A 23042-nucleotide genomic window follows, 5' to 3' on the forward strand; every position below is an offset into this window, starting at 1 on the left:
AGGAGGATGTTTCGAATGTTCGCATTGTCTCTGAAGGATACTGGCGCGCTTCTGGGAACTATCGACGATGCAGATCTGCAGCTGCTCATCGATCAGCTGGAGGAAGAGCACGAAACGGACACGGACTATTACGTCTGTCCGGACACGATCGAAATTCTCGAGGTGAATGGCGCCAGCGCCGGCTTGCTCAAGATCCTGAAGGACGCTGTTGGAGATTCGGAAGGCGTGGATGTCGCCTGGAAGAAGGTGTGAGGTAACGAACTAGACGGGTCGGCACGGTGAACTTGCTCATTCTCGTCGCTCTGGCGTCCGGATCGGCGTTCGTGCTTCAGGCGTGGCGAGGGTCGTGGTGGTTATCGGTCTGCGCTCCCGTCGTCGGCTTCGTGTTATGGATCCTGTTCGATAGTTACGTGTTGCCCTATCGAGGCGGTGGCGCCTCGATGTGGCCATTAGCTATTTTGTTTGGGACACCGGTCGCTTTCCTGGGCGCGATCTTCGGCGTCATGCTGGCTCGATCAATTGCTAAGGATGACCAGGAATGATTCATCGACGTAGCTTTACCGGGCGCCGCCGTCGCGTTCCACGCGGTAATCTCCGGGGCGTGTGTCGGGCGCCAAGCGCCAGCCAGGCTCGAGTTCCAGGGTCCAGCCGGGGCCAGTCACGGTTCGCTTGTCGTCCGGTTTGAACATCTTCGGTGCAGCGACGCGGGCGCGATCCCGGTTGAACGAGGCTAGTGCGCCACCTTCCTGAAGCGTCAAGCGGCCCCACGGGCCCGTCAGGATGGACTTGGGAAATACATTGCCTTGATCGCCGAGCGACAGCACGGTGTTGGGATTGTAGATGAGACGCCGCTCGGGCAGTGCGAGGGTCAGCACCGGCCCGTCGATCAGTTGTTCGCGATAGCGTTTTCGTTCCGCAGCCAAGCGTTCGGAGCGCTTTGTTTCTTCCTCTCGAACCGCATCGAAACCGTAACTCGCGGCACGACGCACGGCCAATTCGGGTGAATTCGTTTCGGGCCCCGCGAGCGTCGTGGCGAGAAGAACAGCCAGGTCAGGTGCTTTTCCAACGTTCCGCCGCCAGCCCGGTCGATATCGATCGAGCAGTAGTCCCAGCGCAGGGCCGGTGCCGTAACCGAGCGAGCGTACGTAGGTCGGACGTTTCTCGAAAGCCTCCACGCGCCGTGCGCTCTCCTCCACGTTGCCTGTTACGTCGAGCGCGAAGCGCATGCCGGTATATTCGGCCAGGCCTTCGTGGCCTTCCAAGCGGCGTTCAATCGCAGCCGATCCTGGGAACGAAGCATTCCGAACGCGCCGGAACAACAGGCCGTCCAAAGCGGCGTCACGCGCCTCGTCGCCGTCACTGCGGAGCGCTCGTGCGAAGGCTCGAAGTTCCAAACGAAACCATAAGCGACCTTCCTGCTCGTCGAGGTGCTGAGCCATGGCGTCAGCCATTTCGAAACCGAGCTCGGGTTGTATGCGATGGAACGATTCGTGCGCCAGCAGTTGCAGCCGGCTGAAGGGATCTTGCGAGAGGGGCAACATCACCACGGCCCAGCTCGTGCCGCCCCAGTTCATGGCCGTGTTTGCAATGTCCATGTTCGCCGGCCACTCACCGACGAACATTCCATCCTGAGCCTTGAACTGCCCGCCCGGATCCCGCTGATTCGACACCGCCGCTCGCGTTTCCGGATCGACCAGCACGATCGGGCCGCAGAGCTGCGCCGGCCAAAGCGCTTCTGCGCGTTTGCAACCTTTCTTGAATTCCACCAGCGCCTGGACGGCATCAGCAGTATTTGCCGCCATTGCGCATAGTGGTGCTTGCGCCATGAACAACCATGAGAGCACCGCCAGGGCGGGCGTGCGAGATACGGTGGCTTGCACAGTACTCCTCCATGAGTTGAATGTTCGTTATTTATTATAGTCCCGGCATCGTTAGAAGATGCGCAGGACACGAGGGGATCACCAAGGCATCCCCTCGTTCATCGTCGGGCTTTAGGGAAGCTCAGTCGTCCCCATCAAATAACGATCGCACTCCCGCGCCGCGCCGCGACCTTCGTTGATCGCCCACACGATCAAGCTCTGGCCGCGACGGCAGTCGCCGGCGGCGAAGACGCCCTTGAGGCTCGTGGAGAACTTGCCGTGGTCCGCCTTCACGTTGCTGCGAGCGTCGGTTTCGATGGCGAGGTCCTTGAGCAGCATCTGCTCGGGGCCGAGGAAGCCCATGGCCAGCAGAACGATCTGGGCGGGATAAACCTTCTCCGTGCCCGGCACTTCGACGGGAACGAAGCCGCCCTTGTCGTTCTTCTGCCAATCGATCTGCACCGTGACCACTTCTTTCACCGCGCCGTCAGCGTCGGCATTGAAGCGCTTCACCGTTGTGAGATACGTCCGAGGGTCAGCGCCGAACTTCGCGGCGGCTTCTTCCTGTCCGTAGTCCATCTTGTAGACCTTGGGCCACTCCGGCCAGGGATTGTCGTCGGCGCGGTCCATCGGAGGTTGCGCCATGATTTCGATCTGAGTGACGGACTTGCAGCCATGGCGCATGGCCGTGCCGACGCAGTCGGTGCCGGTATCGCCGCCGCCGATGACGATCACGTCCTTGCCGCGAGCGTGAATCGGAGCGTGATCGGCGCCGCCGTTCAACAGCGCCTGCGTGCTGCCAGTGAGATATTCCATCGCGAAGTGAATGCCCGTCAGCGAACGGCCTTCGACCGGCAGGTCGCGAGGCTGGGTCGCGCCGGTGGCGAGCACGATGGCGTCGAAGTCACGAAGCAGCAGCTGCGGCTCGACGTTGTCGCCCACGTTGGCGTTGCAGATGAACTTGATGCCTTCCTTCTCCATCAGCTTCAACCGGCGCTCGACGACTTCGCGCTTGTCCAGCTTCATGTTCGGAATGCCGTACATGAGCAGACCGCCCGGACGATCGGCTCGCTCGAGCACGGTCACGCTGTGGCCGGCTTTGTTCAACTGAGCAGCAGCGGCGAGACCCGCAGGGCCGGAGCCGATAACAGCAACCTTCTTACCGGTGCGAGTCTTCGGCGGCTCCGGCAGCACCCAACCTTCCTCCCAGCCGCGATCGACGATCGCGTTCTCGATCGTCTTGATCGTGACGGGCGGATTGTTGATGCCGAGCACGCACGAACCTTCGCACGGCGCCGGGCACACGCGGCCGGTGAACTCGGGGAAGTTGTTGGTCATGTGCAGGCGGTCGAGCGCTTCGCGCCACAGCCCGCGATAGACCAGGTCGTTCCATTCCGGAATCACGTTGTTCACCGGACAGCCCGAGGCCATGCCGCTGATCAATTTGCCGGTGTGACAGAACGGTACGCCGCAATCCATGCAGCGCGCGGCTTGATGGCGCAGCCGCTTGTCTTCCATGTGGTGATGGAATTCTTTCCAGTCCTTGACGCGCTCCTGCGGGGTGCGATCCACCGGCAGCTCGCGCAGATACTCTATGAATCCTGTTGGCTTACCCATGACTGAAATTGGCTCTTGGCTAAATGATGAATGGCGACGGTCAGACTGCGAGTGCGCGCGCGTCGCCGCGTTTGAGCGGGACGCGCACGCAGGCAGCCGCAATGGCCTGGCTCTTCATCAGTTACCTCCCACGCGCGCCGTGTCCTTGGCGTTTTCTTCGAACGCCACCATGATGGCGTCGTCGCCGGTGAGGCCTTGCTCGTGGGCGCGCGCGATACAAGCCAGCATGCGGCTGTAGTCACGCGGGAGCACACGCACGAACTTCTTCACCATGTCATTCCAGTTATCGAGCACCTGCCGGGCGCGAGCGCTCTTCGTATAACCGTAGTGGCGCTCGATCATCGCGCCGACCGCGGCGATCTCTTCCGGCTCCGACAACGGGCCAACGTCAACCATCTCCTTGTTGACCTTGGTGTGGAAGTCGCCGTGCTCATCGAGCACATAAGCAACGCCACCCGACATGCCGGCGCCGAAGTTACGGCCAGCGGGGCCGAGCACGATGACACGGCCACCGGTCATGTATTCGCAGCCGTGATCGCCGACAGCTTCGACGACAGCGTGCACGCCGCTGTTACGGACGCAGAAGCGTTCGCCCGCCATGCCGCCGATGTACGCCTCACCGCTGGTCGCGCCGTACAGCGCAACGTTGCCGATGATGATGTTCTCGTACGACTTGAACGTCGAACCCGCCGGCGGGAACAGCACCAGCTTGCCGCCCGACAGGCCCTTGCCGAGATAGTCGTTGGCGTCGCCTTCGAGATAGAAGGTCATGCCACGCGGCAGGAACGCGCCGAAGCTCTGGCCGGCCGAACCCTTGAAGCGGATCTGGATCTTGTCTTCAGGCAAGCCGGCGGAGCCGTACTTGCGAGTGACTTCGCTGCCAGTGATGGTGCCGACCACGCGATTCACGTTGCGAATCGGCAGCTCGGCCACGACCTTTTCGCCCCGCTCGATCGCAGGCTTGCAGATCTCCAGCAGCCGGGTCACGTCGAGCGACTTCTCCAGGCCGTGATCCTGCTCCATCTGCTTGAAGCGAGGCGTGTTCTCGCCCGACTCCGGCTGGTACAGCAGGTTGCTGAAGTCGAGGCCCTTGGCCTTCCAGTGATTCACAGCCTTGCGCGCCTCGAGACGATCGACGCGGCCGATCATCTCGTCGACGGTGCGGAAGCCGAGCTGAGCCATGAGCTCGCGCATTTCCATGGCGATGAAGCGCATGAAATTGACGACGTGCTCCGGCTTGCCCGCGAACTTCTCGCGCAGACGCGGATCCTGAGTCGCGATGCCGGCGGGGCAGGTGTTCAAGTGACACACGCGCATCATGATGCAGCCCGTCGCCACCAGCGGCGCCGTCGCGAAGCCGTACTCTTCGGCGCCGAGCAGAGCGGCGACGATAACGTCACGACCCGTCTTCAGCTGACCGTCCGTTTCGACAGCGATGCGGCTGCGCAGGTTGTTCATCACCAGTGTCTGATGAGTCTCGGCGAGGCCGAGCTCCCAAGGCAGACCGGCGTGAGCAAGTGACGTTTGCGGAGACGCACCGGTGCCACCGTCGTGACCGCTGACGAGCACGACATCGGCGTGCGCCTTAGCGACGCCCGCAGCGACCGTGCCGACGCCCACCTCGGCCACCAGCTTGACGCTGATGCGAGCGCGACGGTTCGCGTTCTTCAGGTCATGAATCAGCTCGGCGAGATCTTCGATCGAGTAGATGTCATGGTGCGGCGGCGGCGAAATCAAACCGACGCCGGCCGTGGTGTGACGAGTCTTGGCGATCCACGGATACACCTTGGTGCCAGGCAGCTGACCGCCTTCACCGGGCTTCGCGCCCTGGGCCATCTTGATCTGAATCTCGTTGGCGCTCACCAGATATTCGCTGGTGACGCCGAAACGGCCCGACGCGACCTGCTTGATCGCCGAGTTCTTCGAATCGCCATTCGGCAACGGCTTGAAGCGCGCCGGATCCTCGCCACCTTCGCCGGTGTTGCTCTTACCGCCGATGCGATTCATGGCAATCGCGAGCGTCTCGTGCGCCTCTGAGCTGATCGAGCCATACGACATCGCGCCTGTCTTGAAGCGCTTCATGATCGCTTCGATTGGCTCGACTTCCTCGAGCGGCACGGCTTCGCCCAGCTTGAAGTCCAGCAGTCCGCGCAGCGTGCAGAGGTTGGTTGCCTGCTCGTTGACCAGCTTGGAGTATTCCTTGAACTGGTTGAAGTTGCCGTTGCGCACGGACTTCTGCAGCCGATGGATCGACTCGGGGTTGAACAGGTGATATTCGCCGTCCGCGCGCCACTGATACTGGCCGCCCACGGGCAGCGTGTGGCCGTTGGTCGGGCGCTCCGGGAACGCGGCGCGGTGACGCACCAGCACTTCCTGCGCGATCACGTCCATGCCGATGCCGCCGACGCGCGACGCCGTCCAGGTGAAGTACTCGTCGATCACGTCCTGACGCAGACCGACGGCTTCGAACACCTGAGCGCCGCGATAGCTCTGGATGGCGGAAATGCCCATCTTGGCCATCACCTTGATGACGCCCTTGGTCGCGGCCTTCACCAGGTTCTTGCAGGCGGTCTTGTGATCGATGTTGGTCAGGCGCTCGTCGCGGATCATGCTGTCGATGGTCTCGAACGCGACGTAGGGATTGATCGCGCTTACGCCATAGCCGATCAGCAACGCGAAGTGATGAACTTCACGCGCCTCGCCGGTTTCGATCACGAGGCTGACGCGAGTGCGCAGACCTTCGCGAATCAAGTAGTGATGCAAGCCAGCGACGGCGAGCAGCGCCGGAATGGGCGCGAACTCCTTGTTCACGCCGCGGTCGCTGAGGATGAGGACGTTCACTTCCTCTTCCTCGATCATGCGGCGAGCCATCAGCCGGATTTCTTCCATCGACTTCACGAGGCCCTTCTCGCCGCGAGTCACGCGGAACAGGCTCGGCAGCACGCCGACGCGCAGGCCCGGCAGATCCATGCGGCGGACCTTGGCGAATTCCTCGTTGGTGAGAATCGGCCACTTCACTTCCAGACGACGGCAGTCCGCCGGCTGCGGGTTCAGCAGGTTGCCTTCCGAGCCCAGGCGCGTTTCCGCGGAAGTGATGATCTCTTCGCGGATACAGTCGATGGGCGGGTTGGTGACTTGCGCGAACAACTGCTTGAAGTAGTCGTACAACAGGCGCGGCTTGTTCGACAGCACCGCGAGCGGCGTGTCGTTGCCCATGGAGCCAATCGCTTCGACGCCACTCTGCGCCATCGGCGTCAGGATCATGCGCTCGTCTTCGAACGTGTAGCCGAAGGCGATCTGACGTTGCAGCAGCGTGTCGTGATCCGGCGCCGGCACTTCCGGCGCGGCGGGCAGATCGTTGATATGGACCAGATGATCGTTCAGCCACTGGCGATACGGACGCTCGGTGGTGATGGACTTCTTGATCTCTTCATCTTCGACGATGCGACCCTGCTCGGTGTCCACCAGGAACATGCGGCCGGGCTGCAGACGGCCCTTCATCAGCACGTTCTCGGGCGCGATGTCGAGCACGCCGGCCTCCGAGGCCATCACGACCAGGCCGTCCTTCGTCACGTAGTAACGCGAAGGACGCAGGCCGTTGCGGTCGAGCACGGCGCCGATCTGCTTGCCGTCGGTGAATGCGATGGCGGCGGGGCCGTCCCACGGCTCCATCAACGACGAGTGATACTGATAGAACGCGCGCTTGTTGTCGTCCATGGTCTGATGATTCGACCAGGGCTCGGGAATCATCATCATCATGGCGTGCGGCAACGAGCGGCCGGCCAGCACCAGCAGCTCGAGCGTGTTGTCGAACATCGCCGAGTCGCTGCCGTTCGGATTGATGATGGGCAGGATCTGCTCCATGTCGTCACCGAAAGCTTCGGACTGGAACAGCGCTTCGCGAGCGTGCATCCAGTTCGCGTTGCCGCGCACGGTGTTGATCTCGCCGTTATGAGCGACATAGCGGTACGGATGCGCCCGATCCCAGCTCGGGAACGTGTTGGTGCTGAAACGCGAGTGCACCAGCGCGATCGCCGTCTCCATGCTCGGATCCTGCAGATCCGGGAAGTAGGGGCCGAGCTGCTCGGTCAGCAGCATGCCCTTATAAACGAGCGTCTTATAAGACAGGCTGGCGACGTACCAGGACGCCGCGCCTTCCATCGTCGACGTGCGGATCTCGGTGTAAGCGCGTTTGCGAATCACATACAGCTTGCGCTCGAACGCGAGCGCGTCCGGCAGATTCGGATTACGGCCGACGAACACCTGCCGCATATACGGCTCGCACGATTTGGCCGTGTCGCCGAGCGAGGAGTTGTTGGTTGGCACCGTGCGCCAGCCGAGCACCGTCTGGCCCTCGGACTGCACGATCTGCTCGAAGCGCTCTTCGATGCGCCGACGCAGCGTCGGATTACGAGGCAGGAACACGATGCCGCAGCCGTAATGCTCGGGCGCGGGCAGATCGATGCGCGACTTCTTGGCCACCGCGGCCAGGAACTCGTGCGGCATCTGGAGCAGCACACCCGCGCCGTCGCCGGTGTTGGTCTCGGCTCCGCAGGCGCCACGGTGATCCAGATTGGTCAGGACCTGCAGGCCCTGCTGCAGAATCTTGTGCGATTTTCGGCCTTTAATATCTACGACGAAGCCGACGCCGCAAGCGTCGTGCTCATAAGCGGGATCGTACAGACCCTGCTTGCCTGGACGGGTGGTGCGCCCCTGCAGAGCGACCTCATTCACAGCCTCTTCCTTGGAGGCCCCTTCAGTGCCGTTTGTCATGTTGGCCTACCGTTACCATCGTCGGGAAAATCGAGCCTGACCGTGCCATCGATGCGAGCGACGGGCATGGTCAGGGCCGCACAGCGGACCTCCCGAGGAACCGGCAGCGAACGTCACTGCATCCCAAGAGAGCCTCCGGCGCGGGACCGTCGCCGCGGCGCGCGGCGTCAGATCATCGGTGTCTAACACCGCGATCACGGTCTAAGTCTTTGATTCAGTAGGGCTGATTCGCGAAGGTTGGCAGCGCGTAAGGCCGGCCAGGGCCTCGCCGCGGACAAGCGCGTTGAATACAACCCGAAGGAATGCCAGCCATATTACAGAGTGAGGTCCCTGCGTCAATGCGGCGCGAAAGGCAAGCCCCGTGAAGGTTATTTCCGCATCACCTCGACGAAGCTCACTTTCCAGTCGTCGGCCTCGCGTCGCAGGGCGATTTTGAAGGTGTGCAGGTCGGCGGCGAGGTCCCATTGATTCGTCGCCGCCGCGTCTCGGCCCACCATGCCGACCAGCACCTGCGCGCGCGCTTCGCCATCCGTCGGGAACGCCAGTTCCTCGATCCGCGTGAGCAAGTGAATGGATTGGTTCGCAATGAAGTAGCCGCGCAGATAGCGGGAGACTTCCTCGGGGCCCATCCCGTTCGAGTCTCGGTAGTCCTCGGACAGATGTTCCATGAGATCGCCGACATCACGGTTCTCGGCCGCTAATTCCATCTGTTCAATGACGGCCCGCACCTGCTGCTCGGGCGAGTCGGCGTCGCCGCAGGCTGCGAGTCCTACCAGTGACATGATCAGGATCGCCAATGCGTTTATTCGAATAACCGTTCGCTGGCTGGGCATGGTCCGTCCGGGCATGTGTACTGAAGTTGCATTTACCGCCGGCGAATCCGGCTGGAATCATTCGGTAACTATGCTGGACCGCCGCGATTGCAGGCAACGCCGTGAACGACGATTCGCACGCGCTGCAGCTATCGCGATGAGTGGAAGTTGGCTGCTTGACCGTCTGGGAGCTGCGTGCTCAGATCGTTGGCGGCAAGCGACCGGCGGCTCAAACTGGCCTTAAACAAGTATTACGCACCGTCGGCGCGGTCTGTGCGCCTGCCTGCACATCCGTTGGGAGAATCTTATGAAGTCCGTATCGGCCCATGTTTCAGGGGTGAAGACGTCGGGCGTGCGCGCTGCTTTCGCCGCCACGTTGCTGCTTGGCCTGCCGTTCGCGGTCGGCGCTCAAGGGATGCTGGGTCAGAAGAAAGGCGAGGGCGGAAGTGAGATTCAGGGCTCGGCCGGGCCGGGCGGATCGCAAGGCTCTAACGGCCTCGAACATTGCGACAAGCCGATGGGTGCGATGGCTGTGGTCGAGCCGCAGGACTATGTTTCTCAATCGTTGTCGCGCTACGGCCTGCAGTCTCCCACGGGTTTGATTCGCATGATGGTGCAGCAGTCGAACTGCTTCATCGTCGTCGAGCGCGGCATCGGCATGCAGAACATGATGCAGGAACGCGCGCTGCAGGAGTCCGGCGAGCTGCGCCAGAATTCGAATATGGGCGGCGGCCAGATGGTCAGCGCGGATTTCGTGCTCACGCCCGCGGTTGTGTTTTCCGAGAACGATGCAGGCGGCATGGGCGGCGCGCTCGGTGGCTTGCTTCCTGGGTCCAGCGGACGCGTGATCGGCGCCGTCGCTGGCGGTTTGAAGTTCAAGGAAGCGCAGACCAGCATGCTCGTGACCGATTCGCGCACCGGTGTGCAGGTCGCGGCCGCCGAAGGCAGCTCGAAGAAGGCGGATCTCAAGCTCGGCGGCTTGGCATTCGGCGGCGGCGCGGCCGGCGCGCTCGGCGGCTACACCAAGACCAACGAAGGGAAGGTGATCGCCGCCAGCCTCATGGATAACTACAACAACATCGTGCGCTCGGTTCGCAGCCAGCCGAGCCTGCAGCGCGACGTGGGCACGCTCGCTGAAGAAGCGGGCAAGAAGACCAAGGGCGGCGCCGTCTACAACGAAGGCGACACCATCGTGCCGAAGCTCGGCAACTTGAAGGTTTATTCCTCCCCGAGCGATACGTCGAAGACGGTCGCAACGCTGGCCAAAGGTGAAGAGATGATCTTCATGGGCGAGGAGCAGGACGGCTATCTGAAGATCGAGTCCAGCAGCGGCGGCGGCTGGGTCAAGAAGGTTTTGGTGACGCGCTAACGCGCGCTACGGAGCGAAGCCGGGCGGGATGGGAGTCCCGCCCGGCTTTTTTATTCCAGGTCAGGCTGATAGGAGTCGCCTGGGGTTCGATCGCCAGTTGTTTCGCTTCCTCCGGCGTGCGCGGAGGTCTGCTGACACGGAACTCGATGACGTCGTTAGTCACAGTCACGACTTCTGCACCGTATTGCTCGAACCAGCGACGGAAGAAGGCCAGATGAACCGACGCCTCCGGGCAATCGTTCCAGCCGCCAAACTTTAGAAACGCAGGGACGAGCCAGGGCGACTCCACCGGTATCAAACCGAAGCAAACCTCTTCGAGAGGCTCGCCGGTGCTGATATCCAAGGCCGGCGTGAAGCAAGGAATCGACCCGACATCTTCTGCCTCCTCCTCTTCGTACTCGAAGTACTCCGCATTCTCTTCGATCCGCTCCGCGAGCCAGCCCTGCACATCGAATGCGAGGCCCGCCGCTTTGATCTCATCGAACGTCTCGGAGACCTGGTACGCAGCTCGTTCCAGGCGCTTTCGGCGTCCGCCCCATGAACGGTGATGACTTCAAACGGTGGCACAGCGGGAAAACACCAGCTCCGTTATGATATATCGCGTCACTCGGCCGTCTGCATACAAGTTATACGACGCGGGTGATTCAGGGAGATCTCGATGTGGATAGTGTTCGGGTGGGACAAGGAACAGCGGCTGCTTGGAGAAGTCGCGACCGCGTACTGCTACGACTGCAGGCGGGACTCGGAATGGTTCGTGTCCAGAGAATCCGAGTGGGTGACCCTATCGGCCATTCGCGTCCTTCGCTTCATTTGCAAGCATCGCCTTCACTGCGGCGGGTGCAGTGCTGTTTTTCCTCTGACGGCCTCCGAGTTCAACAGCATAGACCGCCACATGCAGAGACACGATTCGATCGACGGCACCGATCTACATGCCAGCCTGGCGAGGAGAATAGAGACCGAGCAGCTGGCCAATAAAACTCCCCTTCAATTGAAGTTCATCCGCGAGTCCATGGAAGCTCAAAAGCAGTACAAGTCGGCGATCGAGTCGCGGAACGAACGCGACGCACGAGATCGGCTATGAATGGGAAGCGGATCGCGATTCGAACTCTGCTGGTGGCCACCTATCTGCCGGCAGCGCCCATCACTCCTGCGGCGTACGGCTATCTTACGGCTGGAGTTCTGGGAGGGATCGAGATTGCCCCTGAGGGGCGAGGGTTCATAGGAATCTGCCTTTCAGCCGTCTCGCTATTGGCGCTGTTCTCCTTGTGGCGGGTGTGGTCGATCGCGAAGAGGCTATGGATTCATTCGGAGTATGTGCCACCGCCTGAAGGCGGCAGACTGAAAGACGGAGTGGGTATCGCTGCGGGCTGGATTGCGCTCGCGGGTATTGTGGCACTGATCCGGGTTGACGACTTGCAGTGGTTGGGGCTGGTTGCAATGTGTAGCGCGTTCGTGTTGCCGGCTGCCTTGGTGGCGACGGTCGCGTTTATTCTCAGCCTTCGAAGGGATCCCGCCAACGCGCTGCAGGCGTGAGTTGCCGCGCCTTCCGGAATCCCTTCTTCCGCTTAGGTCAACGATGCTACTTGACGCGATAAATTGCGCAGAGCTTGTTGCCGTCGGGATCGCGTACATAGGCCAGATACATCGGCCCCAAGCTGCCGTCGCGCAGTCCCGGCGGATCTTCGATCGATGTGCCGCCATGCGCGATCGCCGCGTCATGGAATGCTATGACCTGCTCGGGCGAATTGCATTTGAAGCCGATGGTGCCTCCATTTGCGAAGGTCGCCTCTTCACCGTTGATCGGCTCGGAAACGCAAAAGCTGTTGCCGTCATGCCGGTAGAACAGCCGGATGTGGCCAGAACCCGCCCGATTGCGCAGGGGTTCGCGCGCCCCAAGCGTTCCAAGCACCGCGTCGTAGAAGCGCTTGGAGCGCTCGATGTCGTTCGACCCGACCATTACGTGATTGAACATGTCCCCTCTCCTCTAGCTCCTGTTTATGGCAAATAAATGCGAGGATCGCCACGTGCGTAACGCTCCCCGTACAGTGTGACGGCATCCTGAGTGGGGTGAAGAACAGGACGGCTCCGGCGCCCAAGCAGCGCGCCCTCGATACCTGTCCACACATCCGCACCTTCAAACCAGAAGGCATCATGAATGAGGCTCGCGCCGAATACACGTCCTCTCGAGTCGATGAACAGCTCGCCGTGTTCGTTATGCAGGCCGCCAACACAGATCAACTGCGAGCCCAAGTGCGGACTCCATTCGGTTTCGAACTCGGAGTCTTCATCGCGGAACGCGATGTCGCTTGCGGCGCAGTCCACTCCCGGGCCAGATTCACCTACCCTTAGCCCAGTGAACGAACAAAGAATTGCTCGCGCGGGATGACCGATTGGAACACGCGCTGAAACCTGAACTTGCCGAGCTGGCGACCAGCCCGCACGTTCGAACAACGAGCGAATCGAGAGCGGTGGAGAAGCAGTTTTATCCTGCATGCCTATAGAGGTAAGCGGCGCCTGTGCCGCGACGGATAATATATGTCCTGACCCATTGCAGACAGCGAAGTCTGTCCGCAAGGGAATCTGACAACCGGCTGGAGGTTACCGATGGATGCTGATGAACGACAAATCCGCGAAGTGCACTCCGCCTGGATCGATGCAGTGAACGCCGGCGATCTCGCTCGCTTGCTCACCCTGGCGGCGGATGATGTCGTGTTTCTCAATCCAGGGCAGGCGCCATCGGGCCGGGCCGAGTTCTCCACCAACTTTCCAGCCGCCCACCGCAAGTTTCGGATCGGTTGCGTCAGCGAGTTGGAAGAGGTCGTGGTTGTCGGCGAAGTCGCCTACACGCGCAGTCGCGACTCGTTATCGGTCGCGCCGCGGGACGGCGGGGAAGCAACGCAACTCGCCGGACACCGTATCACTATCTACCGCAAGCAGCCCGATGGCCGCTGGCTCCTGGCGCGCGATGCCCACACTTTATCCCCAGTAGAACAGTCGCAATCTGGATGACTTGTTAGCGATGCGGTACGCCGCTCACGCGTTTGCGCGCCAATTGAATACATCCGTAGAGCGCAAGCCAGGGACTCAGGTAGAGGAGCGCCCACAACCAACCCAACTCTAAGTTGTACGAGTACACCTCGGTCACGAACATAAACGGGCAGTCCGGATCGACTACTTGTGTCAGGCCTTCAGGTCGCGATTCGAGTCGGAATACGGATTCCTCCAGGCATTGCTCGTAACTGAGGTCGTCGAAATGCTCGCTGAGCACAAGCAATACCCACCCCACGCTGGAGGCGCACAGGAACACGGCCCACCAGGGAAGCAGCTTCGGCCGAAGAAAGCGTGTCACCAATAGCAGCGGGGCGCAGGCGAGGAAGAGTGCTGGGAACAACACGGCGAGAACGTCGATGATCGCTGTCATCTTAATTAGAGCCAGCCAGGCGTGAACCGGGGGAAAAGGGGTGGCGATGTGAGAGAAATCAAACCTCTCATGGGAAGTGCGAAATGGGAAGTTCAGATGCGCAGAAATCGGACGTAATCTTATGAAACTTGGACGCAGCGCGTTGTCGGCATTAGGCATTGGCAAAACATGAATCCCCGAAGAACAAAAGGCATCCACTCGACTGATTCGCTCTTGTGAATCACAGCAGTCTTTGTCCCAGCGCATCGAAAGCCTCGATCTCGATCGCTATCGCGGGTGTGCGGTCATAATTCTCTCGAAGCAGACGCCAGATCATCACATCGCGCGGCGTGCCGTCGACGGACTGCTGCAGCGTGGCCTCATGCGTGAAGCCTAGCCTTCGGGGTACAGCTGCGCTCCGCGAGTTGTTCGGGTCACAGTGGATCTCTACCCGCCGGAGGTTCTCTACTTCAAAAGCCACTTTGATCAGCGCGGCTGCCGCTTCGGTCGCATATCCTTGGCCCGCGTGATCGGCGTGAATCCAGTAGCCGATCTCGCGCGCGCCTTCACCCAAGCGCGGGTGCAACCCTGTGCCACCGAGCACCTGGGATTCATCGGGACTGAAGATGCCATAGATGAAGTCGCGGCCCTGCTCGAAGTCGGCATGGAAGTCACGCAGCCGTTGCGTTTTGGCTTCGATGCTCTCCGGTTCGTGATGTGCCCAGGGCATCCATGCGCGCAGGTGGTCCAAACTGGCGGTGATCGCCGTCATGAGAAGCGGGGCATCCTCGGCATTCCAGCAGCGAAGCACGAGACGTGGCGTGCGGATTCGGTATGCAGGACCAGTTGCGTTGGCGCTGTTCATGTCGTTTCTAGAATGACGTCAGCGCTCAGGCTCCCGGGGAGCGCGCACCGCATGCGACGGCTTGGTGGGCTTTCTGAGCGCCGCCATCTCTTCGTTTGTTACCTGGCTCATCAACTTCGTACCTTCGCATGCACGCACGACCCACCCTCGGGCAGACGCCTCTGCAAACACGAGATACGACTTCGCGAGCGCGAAGGGGATGCCACAGGCCGCTTGTGAAGCAGGCGTCTTCACGCTGACCACGGGGCCGAGATTGCCTTTGAGCGCCTCCGTCACCTTGAGCGTGATCCGCCTGGGTCCACTGATTGCGATAGTGTCCTCAATCCTGCTCGGGACGGCCACGAAGACCGCATCTGCTCGATCGAAATCGCTGACAGCCGATGGCGGCGGGCATTCGCATGCAAACGAATTTGTAGCCGGTGACATCATGACGAACAGCGCGCCGAGATATCGCTTCATTCCTGATAATCGAAGACCATAATCCATTCGGACTCGACCACCCTATACCTGTATTTGCCTGTGAGTAGGCGCGAGACGATCCGCATATGGGCTGCTCCGTACAGTACTGCGATTCGAGTCCCAACCCCGCTCGTTTCCACGGCCTTGGCAACTTCATCGACCAGACGGAGATCCCGAGTTGTTGCGAACATCTTTTCCAGCTCCGGTCTGAGCTCGAAGCGTTCGAAGTCCCGGTTCAACTCGACTTCCTCGGTGTTCAAGCGGCGCCCGATGGACTGACGAGTTCCCGTGAAGTAGAGCCAGAGTCCAAACAGAGGTGCGCCAAAGAACAGCAGGGCTCGTTGATACCAGGGAATGTCGGCCCATGCGGCGTGAAACTGATCTGTGCTCACGTCTGCATGGATCTTGCGCTGGCTCAACGTGGCTACCGGCAGTGCATGTCTTTGCTGAACGAGGCCAAGGCGCTTGTTGTGAGTCGCGATCGAGTACGCGCGAGTGATCATCCAAGCACGAAACGACCTCACTCCTTCGAAGAGAACCACATCGCATGTGCTCAGGCGGCGTCTCACTTCGGCGTAATAAGCCGACGACCCTATGTGAATCATCGGAAACAGGCATACATCCGGGGCTTCCGGGCCTGCGCTGAGCCGGATACACGCGGCTCGAACACCGATGATGCTGTTCTCGATGAATTGCACTTACGATTCCCGCGACCGGACGCGCGTCATATCGACCTGAACTTCTGCAGTGCTTCGCGAAACCATGCGGCGCTCTGCACCTCGGGGGCGTTTCCGCATTTGACCAGATACGGTTTGCCACTGACGCTACTTTCGGAAGCTGCGCGCTCGATAAATGCTTCGGTGTTCGGGATCAGGTCCCGCTTCGACAGGTACTCGTACTTGCGGTTGAGGTGACTTACCGCGCGAGCTGCGTCGTACCACGTGCCATTTCTGTTGAACCGGCATCCTGATGCGGAGAGGTGCGAGATCAGATGCAAGATTTCCTGCCGTGTCTTTGCATCGGGCTCAGCTGAAACAGCGCCAGACATCGCGAGCAACGCTGGCAAGATGAGCCATTTCATCGAACCGGATGCAGACGACATAATGGATCATCCGTCGTGGCAGGTGTTCCGTACGATCGACCGGTGAGTGCGATAGTATGACAGCGGCATTCGATCCCAGAAGGACAAGTTTCTGTTGGGCTCCGACATTCGTCGCGTCATCGTGAGTGCGGCGCTCGTTGTGGGCGCATTCTGCATCGTGTCGGTGTCGTCCCAACTCACCCCGGGAGCGATACACCGCGACAACGACTGACGCCGTTCTTTATGAGAATCCCTATGATGAGTGTCAGCTGAACAACATCTCGCGAAAGCCGTCGGCTTGCATGTTGATGGCCACGACTCGGAGTCTCTTTTCCAGCCGCCGAATCTCTTCGGGCTCGATCCTGCTCGCGAAGAGTAGCCGAACGGAGCCGTCGTTTTCAGCGAAGAATTGCAGCTCGGGAGGTCCGTTGCTCACCCACGGGTCGGCACCGGCTGCAGCGCCGGGTAGTGGAATCGGCAGTGTTTGTAAGCGCCATCGCGTCTGCGGGAAGAGTTCGTAGAGCTCTGCTTTTACTGACTCGGTGCTGCCAATGACCCCTGAGTTACCGAGGACGCCGCGCAGTCGAGCCAGCCACTTTGGCAGCAGCGGCGGTCGCTTCACGAACAAAATGTCGGCGCTCATTGCTTGTTAGCCCGATGGGTCAGGACCAGAGGGATGGCGCCTTCCTGCGATGGGGCTGGCGGGCGAGCATCGTTCTCATCGATGGCGACATTGGCCTGGCGGTAGAGCGCGATGACCTGTTGCTGTATAGCTCGCTCCAAGGTGTGGCCATTCACCACGACCACTGGAAATTCGGCCAACGTGGCATCGTCGTCTGGGGCTTTGCTTCGGTCCAGGTGATACCACATTTCATGGCTGACCAAGAACCGGTCGACGTTTCGATACAGATATGGAACGCCGCTGCGTTCCAGGTCAGCGATCATCAAAGCAGTGATGCTGCAGCTATCCCTTCCATAGACCACCACCGTCTCCGCGTCGGGAAAGATGGTATCCCTGTTCAGAAAGAGGTGCGTGCCGGCCATGGACGTGGCCAGCGTCAGGAACACGAAGTAGATCTTCCGGAACAGCGCGAATCCAGCGTGCATGCGGGCTGCAGACCCAAGCCACGAAGGGCCCATTGGACTGCACTCGCGCCGAGGCGCGCCAGGAGTCGGTTCACAATGCGCCGCAGGCGGCGTGCGAAAACGCACGTGCCTGCGTGCATTAAGTCAGATGGAGACTGAAGCGGTCTACTTCGGCGCGCGTATCCAATCCAACCGATCGTCAGGCTCCTTCTTAGGCGACGCGCTCACCCAGTTCGCGGCATCGTTCACATCGCCCTTGCCTGTGTACTTTGCAAAGGCAGGGTAGGGGAACAGAGGTCGAGTGCGAATCACGCCTTGCGGGCCGCTTTGAGTGGCGACGACGCGATCGGGCGCCTGGCCTTGTTCAACCCATTTCACGATCTCGGGCAGCATCTCGAACGTGTTGGGCGCGCTGCCGCCGCGGCAATGGAACATGCCGGGGACCATGAACACGCGGAACCATTCGCGCACCTTTTCGCCGCCGCCCTGGCGGGATGTCACTTGGGCGTAGTAATCGAGCAGCGCCATCGGCGAGACGCCGGCGTCGGCCCAGCCGTGATAGACGATGAGCTTGCCGCCGCGCTTTTCGAACGCGCGAAGATCCGGCGCTTGGAACGGAGCGACCGGGTCATATAAAGCGGCCATCTGTTCCGTCTTCGCCACGTCGGTGTCGAAGTTGAACGTGCGATAGTTGTAATCGGCCGGCGGATTGGTCGGGAAGGCGAGATAACGCAAATATCCTTCCGCGAGCGAACGACGGCCCGCGCCGCTCCACGAAAGCTCGCTGCCGTAAGGAGTCGCACCGGGCATCAGCTTCTCGCCGCGGCTGTTGACCGGTCCACTGTACAAAGCTTTAGCAGCCGCCACCTGCTCGGCAGTCAAACAATCGGGTCCATCCTCCTTCTTGCACTGAAGCTTCGCAGGATCGAACTTGCACGCCCGCGGGTCGGTGAGAATACCGTCGGACAAACCATCGAGCTTGTCACACGCCTTCATGACGCCGTTGTTCAGCACGGCGAGCTTGGCGGGAGTGAAGACTTCCGAGCCGTCGTCGCGCAGCAACTTCTGAGCATCCCAGTTGTTCGCGATCGCGCCCAAGCGACCGGGGAAGGCGGGATCGCCTGCGATGATGCCGTCGAAATCTTCGGGATAGCGCTGCGCCTCTGTAAGGCCTTCACGCCCGCCAGTGGAACAGCCGCGAAAATATGAGCGCGCCGGCCGTTTGCCGTAGTAACGTTCCGCCAGTGCCTTGCCGGCAATGGACATCAGATGCGTGGAACGGCCTGCGTAATCTTCGCGAAGCGTCGGATCGCTTCCCCAGATGGGATCTTTGACGACCTGCCCGACGTGCCCCATGTTGTGAGCGGCGACGACGAAGTTCGCCGCGAGTGCGTCGGCGCAGTTGTTGATGTTGATGACGCCGCAGAAGCCGCCGCAGCCCACCTGAAAATAGCGGCCGTTCCAGTTCTTGCTCGGCAGCCGTACTTCAAACTGAATCTGCGGTTGGATATAGCCGTTGACCGCACAATATTCTCCCGCGCCATCGCTCGCCGGCACCAGCTTTGCCGAAAGCACGGACAGCGGCGCTTCGAAGCTGTTCTTAAAATCTTCCTCGATCAGCCGCTCGCATTGCATGGCGCCGCCGATCTGAGCATCGAGGACCGCGACGGGAGCAGTGGGCTGCGATGCGTATGCGCCACTAGGCGCAGCAAGTGAAGCTACACCCCACAGGAAGTGAGCCACATACATGAAGTGGGCACCAAGGACTTTGATCGTGGACTGCACGGCTTTCCTCTCGGCTCGCATGGTTGAGAATTCTTCTCGTCTGACCGGCTCGAGCGCGATGACGGTGCATGAACTGTGCGTTCCCGCACCAACTTCGCCGCTCGCCCGGCGCGAATCAGGCTTGAATTCTTACAGCCTGGCTCTCTATGATCGTCATACATCATACAAAAATACCATCGTATTATCTGTTCGGATGGTGGTATGCAAGTTGCATTGCTCGGGTCGTGGCCTGAGCCGTATCGGAAGTTGGAAGCGTGTGGGGATGCGTGATGCCGCAAGGGATCACTTAACTTTTGAGGAGCTTGCATGAGATTCAGCACTACCGGGTTCGCTGGCCGGTTCGCCCTGCGGATGGGCCAGGCCGTCGCGCTGGCAGCGACCGCCGCGGTAACGGTCGCCAACGCGCAGGAGGTGGTCTTAGAAGAACTCGTGGTCACCGCGACCAAGCGCGAAACGACGATGAAGGACACCCCGGCGGCCATCGCCGCAGTGAGTGGCGACGCCATTCGAGAAAGCCAGGCGTTCTCGCTGGAAAGCTTCACGCGTTTGGATCCGTCCATCCAGGTCAACAACCGCGGCGTGGGTGACAACCAGATCATCGTCCGCGGCATCTCCTCGTCGGGCAAGCCCACCGTCGGTTTGTACTTCGACGAAGCCGTCATCACAGGCCTCGGTCTCGACGGTGGCAGCGACAATCAGCCAAACATCCAACTGCATGACATGGAGCGTGTGGAAGTGCTGAAAGGTCCGCAGGGCACGTTGTTCGGCGCGGGCTCGATGAGCGGCACGGTGCGCTTCATTACCAACAAGCCCGATCTGTCACAGTCGGCCTTCGGCTTTAGCGGTTCGGCTGCCAGCGTGAAAGACGGCAACGAGTTGTATCAGGGCGAATTCATGGCGAACGTGCCGCTGATACAGGACAAGCTGGGCGCCCGCGCCGTGGTGTGGGGCGACTCCGGCGGCGGTTACATCGACCAGACCAGCTCGGCCGGTTTCGCCGAGAACGTGAACGACCAGAGCATCTGGGGCGGTCGCTTGATACTGGCCTCGCAAGTCACGGATGCGCTGAAGGTCACCGCCACGGGCTTGTATCAGGAGAGCGAAGCCGACGGCTCGCAGTACTTCGAGTTCGGCGAGCCGGATTATCAGAACATTTCGCCGACCCTCGAGCCGTTCGAGGACGAGACCAGGCTGTTCAGCCTGGTGGCCGATTACACCACCGACTTCGGTGTGTTCACGGCGACCAGCTCGTACATGGATCGCGAGCTGTTCTTCTCTCGCGACAGCACGCCGACCGCGCGCTTCTTCGGCTTGCCGTTCGATCTGGCCTATCACCAGGGCCAGGACATTTCCAACTGGTCTTCGGAAGTGCGCTTCGCGTCCACGTTCGACGGACCGGTGCAGTTCGTCGCCGGCGCGTTCTATGCCGAGCTCGAATCCGAGATCCACAACGCCGCCTTGTTCGTGTTCGACGATAGCGGCGTCGCCCCGTGCCGCTTCCACGAGGATTGCGTGGCCAACGGCTTCGCCTCGAACGACATCAATTCGGCCATCAACCAGACCAACATCGATCAGCTCGCGCTGTTCTCCGAAGTCGAATACAAGTTCGCGGACCAGTGGACCGGCACGCTCGGCATCCGCTACTACGACGCGGATATCTTCGAGGGCAAGATCGAAACGCAGGCGCTGGCGCGGCCGCCGCAGGCCGTGCCGCAGGTGCTGCTGAACGAAACCGTGAGCGAAGACGAGCTCAGCTACAACTTCGCGCTGGCGTATGCGGCCACCGACGACACGACGTTCTATGCGCGCATTGCTTCGGGCTTCCGGCCTGGCGGCGTGAACGATTGGCGCTCGGCAGCGGCTCGCGACGTGATCGTGCCCCCGAAGTACGACTCGGACACGCTGTGGAACTACGAAGTGGGCGTGAAGAGCTACTCGTTCGATCGCGCGCTGTACACCGAAGTGTCTTTGTACCGCATCGACTGGTCGGATCAGCAGATCTCGCTGCAGGATCCGAACGCCATCTTTGCGTACATCGGCAATGCGGGTAAGAGCTACGTGAACGGCGTGGAGTTGCAGATCAACGCCCAGCCCACGGACAGCCTGACGCTGAACCTCGGCGCGACCTACACCGATTCGCGCCTGTCCGAAGACATGCCGTTGCCGCCGCTGCCCTCGATTCCGTACGGCCGCGAAGGCGATCGCGTCCCGTACAGCCCGAAGTGGTCGTTCGCGGGCTCGGCTCAGTACGAGATTCCGTTCTCGTCGGACGTGACCGGCTATGCGGGCACGACCTTCAACTATCGGAGCGTGTCGTACACGGCCTTCAACAGCACGTTCGGGCCGACCAACTATCAGGAGCTGGATGATTACTTCCTGATGGGCGTGCGCGTCGGCGTGCGCTACGGCTCGTGGGACACCAGCATCTTCGTCGACAACGTCACCGACGAAGTGCCGGATCTGGGTCTGCGCGTGACCGGTGACGGTTATCGCGTCTACACCGCACGTCCCATGACCGCGGGCCTGCGCGTCTCGACTCGCTTCTAAGCCGAAGGGAAAATGCGGCGGCCGCTCCCGCGCGGGGCGGCCGCCGTTCGTTTGTGAGATCCCGGCCGCGTGGCCCGCTTGCGTGTTCGCCGTTCATGACAGAACAGAAAATATTTTTCCGTGGCTGGGTGACAGTGGTGGTGTGCCTGCTGGGTATCTCCACCGGTCCGGCGGCGTTCGGCCTGGCGTCGTTGTTTCTGCTGGGCGGTCCGCTCGGTGACGAATTCGGCTGGAGTCGCACGGCCATCAGCACGGCCGTGTCGGTGATGATGCTGTGTACTGCCTTCTCGCTACCGATCATGGGCCGGCTGGTCGATCGGTTCGGCGTGAAGCAGGTGCTGGTGCCTTCCATTGTCATATTCGGGTTGTGCTTCCTCGCGGCCTCGATGATTTCCAACTACTGGCAATTCATCGCGCTGTACGTGGCGATGGGGACCATCGCCGTGGGCACGAACAGCGTTCCATACATGCGCGTGCTGACCTCGTGGTTCGATCGCCGGCGCGGACTGGCGATCGGCATTGCGGGCAGCGGCACCGGTCTAGGTTTTGGTTACGTGCCGCTCGTGACCGAGCAACTGGTTTCGCACTTCGGCTGGCGCGGCGGTTACTTCGGTCTCGGCCTGATCATGTTGTTGTTCACGCTGCCCATGGTCGTGTTCCTATTGCACGAGAAGCCGCAGTCCTTGGGCTTGCATCCGGATGGCGCAGTTTCCGATGAGCCCGCCGCACATCCGGTGGCGACCGGCGATTCTCTGAGCGAAGCCATGCAGCGGCGTGACTTCTGGAGCTTGATCGTGATTTTCTCCGGCCTGGCCTTCGTGCTTTATGGCCTGATCCCGCACATGGTGCCCATGCTTCAAGATCGCGGCGTGCCGGTGAGTCAGGCCTCGTGGCTGGCTTCGGCGTTCGGTTGGGCTGCGTTCGGCGGTCGTTTGCTGATCGGATTCCTGGTCGATCGTTACGATGCGCGCCGCATCGCCTTCGTGTTCTTCTCGTTGTCGGCCGTGGGACTCGCGCTGCTGTCGGTGCAGATGCCCATCTGGGCGTTCACGGTCGCTGCGATCATGCTGGGCCTGAGTCTGGGCGCCGAAGTCGACATGCTCGCGTATCTCACGAGCCGTTACTTCGGTCTGAAGAACTTCGCGCAAATTTTCGGCGCGATGTTCTCGGCCGTGATGGTCGCGATGAGCCTGAGTCCGCTGGCGTTCGGCGCTGTGTACGACTACACCGGCTCGTACAAATCCATTCTCGGTTTGGGTGTCCCCTTGTGCCTGCTGGCGATCGTGCTCGTGTTGATGCTGCGCCCGTATGGTGAGCGCGCTCGTGGCGGACCGATCTCGGTCACCTGACTACAAGCATAAAAAAAGGCCCGGGGTCGTGCGCCCCGGG

General features: G+C 61.0%; 23 protein-coding genes. 8 read left to right on the forward strand and 15 right to left on the reverse strand.

Features of this window, described 5'->3' with window-relative positions; translation table 11 throughout:
* Positions 1-15: 15 nt before the first annotated feature.
* Together VGD45_RS14120 and VGD45_RS14125 are read left to right on the forward strand one after the other, a co-directional pair.
* On the forward strand, positions 16-252 hold the full coding sequence (locus VGD45_RS14120; protein ID WP_331155960.1) for a hypothetical protein: 237 nt from the start codon (positions 16-18) through the stop codon (positions 250-252).
* Between the two features lie 26 nt (positions 253-278).
* The gene (locus VGD45_RS14125) at positions 279-542 is read left to right on the forward strand and encodes a hypothetical protein (RefSeq protein WP_331155961.1); all 264 of its coding nucleotides are present in this window, start codon (positions 279-281) and stop codon (positions 540-542) included.
* Between the two features lie 15 nt (positions 543-557).
* On the opposite strand, the gene VGD45_RS14130 is transcribed toward VGD45_RS14125, so the two are convergent.
* The 4 genes from VGD45_RS14130 to VGD45_RS14145 all read right to left on the reverse strand — a co-directional run bounded on the left by VGD45_RS14130 (position 558) and on the right by VGD45_RS14145 (position 9046).
* The gene (locus tag VGD45_RS14130) at positions 558-1880 is read right to left on the reverse strand and encodes a hypothetical protein (RefSeq protein WP_331155962.1); all 1323 of its coding nucleotides are present in this window, start codon (positions 1878-1880) and stop codon (positions 558-560) included.
* 111 nt (positions 1881-1991) lie between these two features.
* On the reverse strand, positions 1992-3476 hold the full coding sequence (locus VGD45_RS14135; RefSeq protein ID WP_331155963.1) for a glutamate synthase subunit beta: 1485 nt from the start codon (positions 3474-3476) through the stop codon (positions 1992-1994).
* Between the two features lie 117 nt (positions 3477-3593).
* Positions 3594-8249: a glutamate synthase large subunit gene (gene gltB, locus VGD45_RS14140; protein WP_331155964.1), complete on the reverse strand. Its 4656-nt coding sequence runs from the start codon at positions 8247-8249 to the stop codon at positions 3594-3596.
* A gap of 368 nt (positions 8250-8617) precedes the next feature.
* The gene (locus VGD45_RS14145) at positions 8618-9046 is read right to left on the reverse strand and encodes a hypothetical protein (protein WP_331155965.1); all 429 of its coding nucleotides are present in this window, start codon (positions 9044-9046) and stop codon (positions 8618-8620) included.
* A gap of 322 nt (positions 9047-9368) precedes the next feature.
* Between VGD45_RS14145 and VGD45_RS14150 the strand changes: the two genes are divergently transcribed.
* Positions 9369-10430: a CsgG/HfaB family protein gene (locus VGD45_RS14150; protein WP_331155966.1), complete on the forward strand. Its 1062-nt coding sequence runs from the start codon at positions 9369-9371 to the stop codon at positions 10428-10430.
* On the opposite strand, the gene VGD45_RS14155 is transcribed toward VGD45_RS14150, so the two are convergent.
* Positions 10405-10878 carry a DUF4253 domain-containing protein gene (locus tag VGD45_RS14155; RefSeq protein ID WP_331155967.1) on the reverse strand — a complete coding sequence of 158 codons (474 nt, stop codon included), beginning with the start codon at positions 10876-10878 and terminating at the stop codon, positions 10405-10407. The two genes, VGD45_RS14150 and VGD45_RS14155, sit on opposite strands and share 26 nt — an antisense overlap.
* A gap of 210 nt (positions 10879-11088) precedes the next feature.
* Between VGD45_RS14155 and VGD45_RS14160 the strand changes: the two genes are divergently transcribed.
* Together VGD45_RS14160 and VGD45_RS14165 are read left to right on the forward strand one after the other, a co-directional pair.
* On the forward strand, positions 11089-11511 hold the full coding sequence (locus VGD45_RS14160; protein WP_331155968.1) for a hypothetical protein: 423 nt from the start codon (positions 11089-11091) through the stop codon (positions 11509-11511).
* Positions 11508-11963 carry a hypothetical protein gene (locus VGD45_RS14165; protein ID WP_331155969.1) on the forward strand — a complete coding sequence of 152 codons (456 nt, stop codon included), beginning with the start codon at positions 11508-11510 and terminating at the stop codon, positions 11961-11963. Before VGD45_RS14160 ends, VGD45_RS14165 begins: the two co-directional genes overlap by 4 nt.
* 46 nt (positions 11964-12009) lie before the next feature.
* Here VGD45_RS14165 and VGD45_RS14170 read toward each other — a convergent pair whose 3' ends face one another.
* Both VGD45_RS14170 and VGD45_RS14175 read right to left on the reverse strand, forming a co-directional pair.
* Positions 12010-12402 carry a VOC family protein gene (locus tag VGD45_RS14170; protein WP_331155970.1) on the reverse strand — a complete coding sequence of 131 codons (393 nt, stop codon included), beginning with the start codon at positions 12400-12402 and terminating at the stop codon, positions 12010-12012.
* Positions 12403-12425: 23 nt separating this feature from the next.
* Entirely contained in the window at positions 12426-12923 is a 498-nt protein-coding gene (locus VGD45_RS14175; protein ID WP_331155971.1) for an SUKH-3 domain-containing protein, read from the reverse strand.
* Positions 12924-13034: 111 nt separating this feature from the next.
* Between VGD45_RS14175 and VGD45_RS14180 the strand changes: the two genes are divergently transcribed.
* Entirely contained in the window at positions 13035-13439 is a 405-nt protein-coding gene (locus VGD45_RS14180) for an SgcJ/EcaC family oxidoreductase (RefSeq protein ID WP_331155972.1), read from the forward strand.
* A gap of 4 nt (positions 13440-13443) precedes the next feature.
* Here the strand turns inward: VGD45_RS14180 and VGD45_RS14185 are convergent, their stop codons facing one another.
* The 8 genes from VGD45_RS14185 to VGD45_RS14220 form a co-directional block, all read right to left on the reverse strand.
* A complete protein-coding gene (locus VGD45_RS14185; RefSeq protein WP_331155973.1) occupies positions 13444-14097 on the reverse strand; it encodes a hypothetical protein in 654 nt (217 codons plus the stop codon).
* Positions 14072-14695: a GNAT family protein gene (locus VGD45_RS14190; protein ID WP_331155974.1), complete on the reverse strand. Its 624-nt coding sequence runs from the start codon at positions 14693-14695 to the stop codon at positions 14072-14074. Before VGD45_RS14190 ends, VGD45_RS14185 begins: the two co-directional genes overlap by 26 nt.
* 18 nt (positions 14696-14713) lie before the next feature.
* Positions 14714-15154, reverse strand: a complete 441-nt coding sequence (locus tag VGD45_RS14195) for a hypothetical protein (protein ID WP_331155975.1) — start codon at positions 15152-15154, stop codon at positions 14714-14716.
* Positions 15151-15852, reverse strand: a complete 702-nt coding sequence (locus VGD45_RS14200; protein WP_331155976.1) for a hypothetical protein — start codon at positions 15850-15852, stop codon at positions 15151-15153. The genes VGD45_RS14195 and VGD45_RS14200 overlap by 4 nt, the downstream gene beginning before the upstream one ends.
* A 26-nt stretch (positions 15853-15878) precedes the next feature.
* Entirely contained in the window at positions 15879-16220 is a 342-nt protein-coding gene (locus VGD45_RS14205) for a DUF5329 domain-containing protein (RefSeq protein WP_331155977.1), read from the reverse strand.
* A 280-nt stretch (positions 16221-16500) separates the two neighbouring features.
* Positions 16501-16878 carry a hypothetical protein gene (locus VGD45_RS14210; RefSeq protein ID WP_331155978.1) on the reverse strand — a complete coding sequence of 126 codons (378 nt, stop codon included), beginning with the start codon at positions 16876-16878 and terminating at the stop codon, positions 16501-16503.
* Positions 16875-17342, reverse strand: coding sequence for a hypothetical protein (locus VGD45_RS14215; RefSeq protein WP_331155979.1), 468 nt, complete (start codon positions 17340-17342; stop codon positions 16875-16877). The genes VGD45_RS14210 and VGD45_RS14215 overlap by 4 nt, the downstream gene beginning before the upstream one ends.
* Before the next feature lie 144 nt (positions 17343-17486).
* A complete protein-coding gene (locus VGD45_RS14220) occupies positions 17487-19127 on the reverse strand; it encodes a tannase/feruloyl esterase family alpha/beta hydrolase (protein WP_331155980.1) in 1641 nt (546 codons plus the stop codon).
* Positions 19128-19412: 285 nt separating this feature from the next.
* Between VGD45_RS14220 and VGD45_RS14225 the strand changes: the two genes are divergently transcribed.
* Together VGD45_RS14225 and VGD45_RS14230 are read left to right on the forward strand one after the other, a co-directional pair.
* The gene (locus VGD45_RS14225; protein WP_331155981.1) at positions 19413-21653 is read left to right on the forward strand and encodes a TonB-dependent receptor; all 2241 of its coding nucleotides are present in this window, start codon (positions 19413-19415) and stop codon (positions 21651-21653) included.
* A gap of 95 nt (positions 21654-21748) precedes the next feature.
* A complete protein-coding gene (locus VGD45_RS14230) occupies positions 21749-23002 on the forward strand; it encodes an MFS transporter (protein WP_331155982.1) in 1254 nt (417 codons plus the stop codon).
* Positions 23003-23042: the final 40 nt, after the last annotated feature.

The organism is Steroidobacter sp. (assembly GCF_036402275.1).
Classification (GTDB): domain Bacteria; phylum Pseudomonadota; class Gammaproteobacteria; order Steroidobacterales; family Steroidobacteraceae; genus Steroidobacter.